General features: G+C 66.7%; 5 protein-coding genes. 4 read left to right on the top strand and 1 reads right to left on the bottom strand.

The genetic code is table 11. From position 1 onward, the window contains the following. Positions 1-433 precede the first annotated feature (433 nt). The 3 genes from AC08OU_RS15670 (at position 434) to AC08OU_RS15660 (ending at position 2,544) form a co-directional block, all read left to right on the top strand. The gene (locus AC08OU_RS15670) at positions 434-688 is read left to right on the top strand and encodes a hypothetical protein (protein WP_476592756.1); all 255 of its coding nucleotides are present in this window, start codon (positions 434-436) and stop codon (positions 686-688) included. Positions 689-919: 231 nt separating this feature from the next. Further along, positions 920-1,693, top strand: a complete 774-nt coding sequence (uppS, locus tag AC08OU_RS15665; RefSeq protein ID WP_476592757.1) for a polyprenyl diphosphate synthase — start codon at positions 920-922, stop codon at positions 1,691-1,693. Positions 1,694-2,259: 566 nt separating this feature from the next. Then, positions 2,260-2,544, top strand: a complete 285-nt coding sequence (locus AC08OU_RS15660; RefSeq protein ID WP_023841456.1) for a hypothetical protein — start codon at positions 2,260-2,262, stop codon at positions 2,542-2,544. 271 nt (positions 2,545-2,815) lie between these two features. Here the strand turns inward: AC08OU_RS15660 and AC08OU_RS15655 are convergent, their stop codons facing one another. Next, positions 2,816-4,126 (bottom strand): alpha/beta hydrolase family protein, encoded by a 1,311-nt coding sequence (locus tag AC08OU_RS15655; protein ID WP_476605208.1) that lies wholly within the window; start codon positions 4,124-4,126, stop codon positions 2,816-2,818. 36 nt (positions 4,127-4,162) lie between these two features. Between AC08OU_RS15655 and AC08OU_RS15650 the strand changes: the two genes are divergently transcribed. Continuing rightward, positions 4,163-4,604 (top strand): hypothetical protein (locus AC08OU_RS15650; RefSeq protein ID WP_476605207.1); only part of this gene is annotated, 442 nt, incomplete at its 3' end.

Here is a 4,604-nt window from a genome sequence, read left to right as displayed (position 1 = left end):
GTTACTTCATTACGTCCCCTAAGAGCCGGATGCACGTGCAGACGTTTGAACCCCGCGGTGCCCGGCGAGAGGCCAAGGGCCATGGCGGGCAACCTGCGCGAACTCCCTCGCTGGACCGCCGACCGCGAAGGCCTGGAACGGGTCCGAAGAACTCAAATCATCAAAGCATCGCCGAACGGTGGTCCGTGTGTCATATCTCAGCCTGCGTTCGTGTTGAAATAGGCACGGAAGAGGGGCCCGAGGCGCCAAGATGCTCATCTGGAGCGCCGTGGCGAGAGTATGGACAGAAACTTACCGAATGTCACCGTAAGACGCAGGAGCGGCACCGATAGTGATATCAACGGTTTTCACCGGTCGACCTTCGTCCGCCATGGCCGCCGTGGGCGGCTCCGGACGAGCTACGTGAAGAGGGGTGCGTGAAGAGGGGTGCATGATGGAGTCCTCGACTGACCAGTCGAGCTGGTCGGACGTGTGGTCGCACATTCCGGCCGCGAATCCGCAGCGATCCGGCCCGCTCTGGGCGTTGGCGGTCCTCATCGGGCCGGATCGGGCGGTGGAAGGTGTCGTCGGGTTCTTCGTGACACCGGCCGAGGCGAACCGGCACGCCCGGGCGGGGGGCTACGAGAACTGGCTGGTGATTCCGGCGCTGGACCTGCACGGGGTGGGTGGGCCGGTGGCGGTCCTGTGACCGGCGGACCGCCCGATCGCGACGTCGGTCCGAGCCCCCGCGGAAGCCCTTCCTCGGGAGAGGGCACACTGGTATCCCGACGTACCACTCCCCCGCATGCAGCACCCACGACACCCACGACAGATCGACCACAGACCCATTCCGACCATGGGCTCTCCCCGGACTCCTCCTCCCCCGGGTGCCCCGCGATCGCCGGGCGCCCCACGATCGAAGGTGTAATCGAAGGTGCAGCTGACGGCCGGCCCCCTCTACGCGCTCTACACCCGTCGCCTGCGTCGGCAGGTCATGGCGGGTCCACTGCCTGCGCACGTCGGGCTGGTCATGGACGGCAACCGCCGCTGGGCCCGCGAGATGGGCATGGCGAATCCGAGCCTCGGCCACAAGTACGGCGCCGAGCACGCCGAGGACGTCCTGTCCTGGTGCGAGCTTGTCGGGATCAAACACGTCACCGTGTTCGTCTGCTCGACGGAGAACCTGCAGCAGCGCGGGGACGCCGAGGTCGCCTTCCTCATGCAGGTGATCGAGCAGGTGGTGGCCGACCGGCTCGGGCGGCCAGACGCCCGCTGGCAGGTCCATCTCGCGGGCATGCTGGACACGCTGCCGGACAGCACGGCCCGTGTCCTCAAGGATGCCGTGGAGACGACCCGCGGAGTCACGACCGGCGCTCACGTCACCCTCGCCGTCGGGTACGGAGGTCGCCAGGAGGTCATCGAGGCCCTGCGCGAACTGCTGTACGAGCGGGCCGAGGCGGGGGACTCGCTGGCCGACGTCGCGTCGACGCTGACCGTGGACGACATCGCCCAGCACCTCTACACTGCCGGCCAGCCCGACCCCGATCTGGTGATCCGCACCAGCGGGGAACAGCGGCTGTCCAACTTCCTGCTCTGGCAGAGCGCCTACTCGGAGCTGTATTTCTGCGAGGCGTACTGGCCGGCGTTCCGTGAGATCGATTTCCTGCGCGCCCTGCGCAGCTTCGCCGCCAGGGAGCGACGCCACGGTGCCTGATCCGCGCCTGGCCCGCCCCTGAACCGCCCTTGAACCACTCCTGAGCCGCCCTTGGACGGCGGGCTGCGTGCGCCTGGTTTTTCCACTTCCCGCTGCCCGATCATTTCTTTCTTTATCTGGCTATTTCCCCCTTCCCGCCTTTTTCCTTTCCTTCTTTCCTTCCCCCTTTCCTCCCTTGAGCGGGGCTGGTATCCCCCGGACAGGAAGATCGTTCAGACGGTCAACGCCGGTCATGGGCCACCTATGGGCTTCAGGGATGTGTAGAGCGCCCGCCGCACCGTCGTCGTCCGACGGCTGGCCACCCGCCCGGTCGGCCGCATCCTGCCCGCGGAAACGCCCAGTTGGTGCCATTACCGCAAGTAAGGAGTCGAAATGAAATAACTTGCGCGTTTCGAACCCTCCACAGGCCTGCTGACCTGCGATGATGCTCTCGATCACGTATTTGTTACTTCATTACGTCCCCTAAGTGCTTATTGCGCCATCAGCGAACTACCGTCGAGTCTCCGTCGCGCTGGTGCAAGCCTGTCGCCTGTCGGGACCTGATGTCAGACATAAACGGAGCATCAATGGCATCCGCCACCAGCGTCCACAAGGGTTGGAAGATCTTCTTCACCAGAGAGGAGACCGAGATGGTCGCTAACGGCGTCGACATAGCCGCGATAGTTTCGGCCGTCATACCCGAGCCGGCCACCGCCACGGTGGCGTCGGTGGCCCCGCGAATCCTCGCTTTTTACGCGAATCGCGCTCTCAAAATCAACAAGAGGCTCGGCCTCGAGGTCAACATGCCCAGCCCCAATTTCCCCGTCCGCACCGAAACCATCGGGCCCCCGGTGTGGCCTTTCCGAATCTAGCCATGATCAAAAATGGCGGCCGGAACGTCGTCAACACCGTTGATTATCTTGTCTGCACTCCCCGGAGGCACCGAGATACCTGACCGCCGCTGACGATGAACAGCGCCGACGACGAACGCTGAAGCCGACGAGCCGGGAGGTCCCTCCGTCCCACCCACGAGTGCCGCCCGCCGACGTCCGATTTCGCTGGCCGGTTGACCGGCCATCGCCGGCGATGAGACCGGCGATGGCCTGGGACCATGGATCGTCCTGGTCCGTCAGCTCGCTGTTACTACTGCACCTGCTGCCGGAACCAGCGGACGACCGCGGCCGTACCGGCCTTGTTGGAGTCGAGATGACCGACGTTGGGTCCCAGGTTGATGATCGGGGCGTCGGCGCCACTTGCCAGGAACGCGGCCCGGCAGTGCTCGCTGTTGGCCCGCGGAACCTGATGGTCGGCGCCGCCGACGTAGAGCCGGACCGGCACCCTCGGGTTCCAGTTCGAACAGGTCTTGTCCGCCGCCCACAGCGCCACGGCCAGCCGGCCCTGGGGGTTGCGGAGCAGGTCGAAGCCGTGTGGGGTGAGCAGCTTGTCGGTGGTCGCCGGCAGGCCGGCGAGGATCTGCTCCCCGGTGTGCTTGCCGTCGAAGAGCGTCGCGACCTTCGGGTCCTGGAACACCTCCGCCGGCGAGCGGTACAGGTGGTGCAGGCGGTTCCAGGAGACGAGGAAGAAGGCGGTGTAGCCGACGCCGAAGGGCCATGCGACCTGCCCGTTCAGCCACGCCGGCAGCTCCACGGAGCGCAGGTCATAGGCTCCGCTGACGGGCGCGAGGGCACCGAGCCGGAACGACGGGTCGGCGCCGGCCCGCAGCGCCTTCCCCAGTCCCGTCGCCGCCGAAGCGCCCTGGGAGAACCCGGTGACCAGCACATCCCGTTTGAACTTCCGGCCTTCACGCTCGGCGACAGTGCGCGCCGCGCGGAGCAGGTCCAGCGACGCGCTGGTCTCCGAGGGGACGTCCAACCACGGATGGTCACCCGGCCCGACGCCGTAGCCCAGGTAGTCGGGGGCGACCGTCGCGAACCCGGCGGCGGCGTAGGTGAGGGCCGGGGCCTGCCCCCAGGAGTTGGCCTCCAGATCGGTCGCGGTCGACGGGGCGTCCGTGCGGTTGATCTCGGTGCCGTGGGCGTAGGAGACAACCCGTAGCCAGCGGTCCTCGGTGCGCGGCAGCGCCACCAGGCCGCTGGCGGTCGTCCGACGTCCACGGGGGTCGATCGTGTAGTACACGACCCGGTAGGTCCGCACCCCCGACCGGATCACCTCCGGATCGGCATCGAACCCGGTACCGGCCAGGACCGCCCGCACATACTCCGCCGACAGGACCCGTAGCCGTTTGACGGAGACCACATCCCCGCGGTAAGAGGATGTGTGGCGCCAAGCCGTGGTCGGCCCGGTGGCCGCGGCGGGGTCGATGAGGGCGGTGGTCGTCGCGGTGGCCGTCACCGCGGTCGTCGCGGCGAGGACGAGCCCCATGACGGTCCGGCGCCGCCGGGAACGCCGTCCCCTCCTCACGATGTCCTGCCGCCCGTGACGTACCAGCCGCACGTGACGTCTCTGCGGCGCGTAGCCTCCTTCCGGGACATGACCCGTTTCCTGCTCGTGACCCATTTCCCGCATGTGACTTCCTTCCCGCACGTGACCAATTTCCTGCTCGTGACCAATTTCCCGCATGTGACGCCCCAGTGGCACATGACTTCTTTCCTGCACGTGGCCTCTTTCCTGCATGTGACTTCCTTCCCGCGTGTGCATTGCGATGCCGGTGACGCTAGAAGTGGGCCTGTCGCCACGCCGGTGATCCTAAAAGTGGGCCTGTCCAGGATGAATGCGGTCAGCAGGTCGACCCGGGCGGGGAAAACCACCGCACACGGGCTTCGAACGGCCTACCGGCTTCCGCCGGTGATGATGGCAACCGTGCCGGGGAGATCGAACAGCCGCTCAGGTGTCTTCATCGCGCCCTCTGCCCGCCCGTCGGATGACCGCCACCTGCTGGCTGCCATCACGCCCTGCCCGGATGATCAATGTG

The sequence above is a fragment of the Frankia sp. CcMO1 genome (assembly GCF_977945845.1).
The sequence above is the reverse complement of the archived record's forward strand: the minus strand, read 5'-3'. Positions and strand labels throughout refer to the sequence as shown.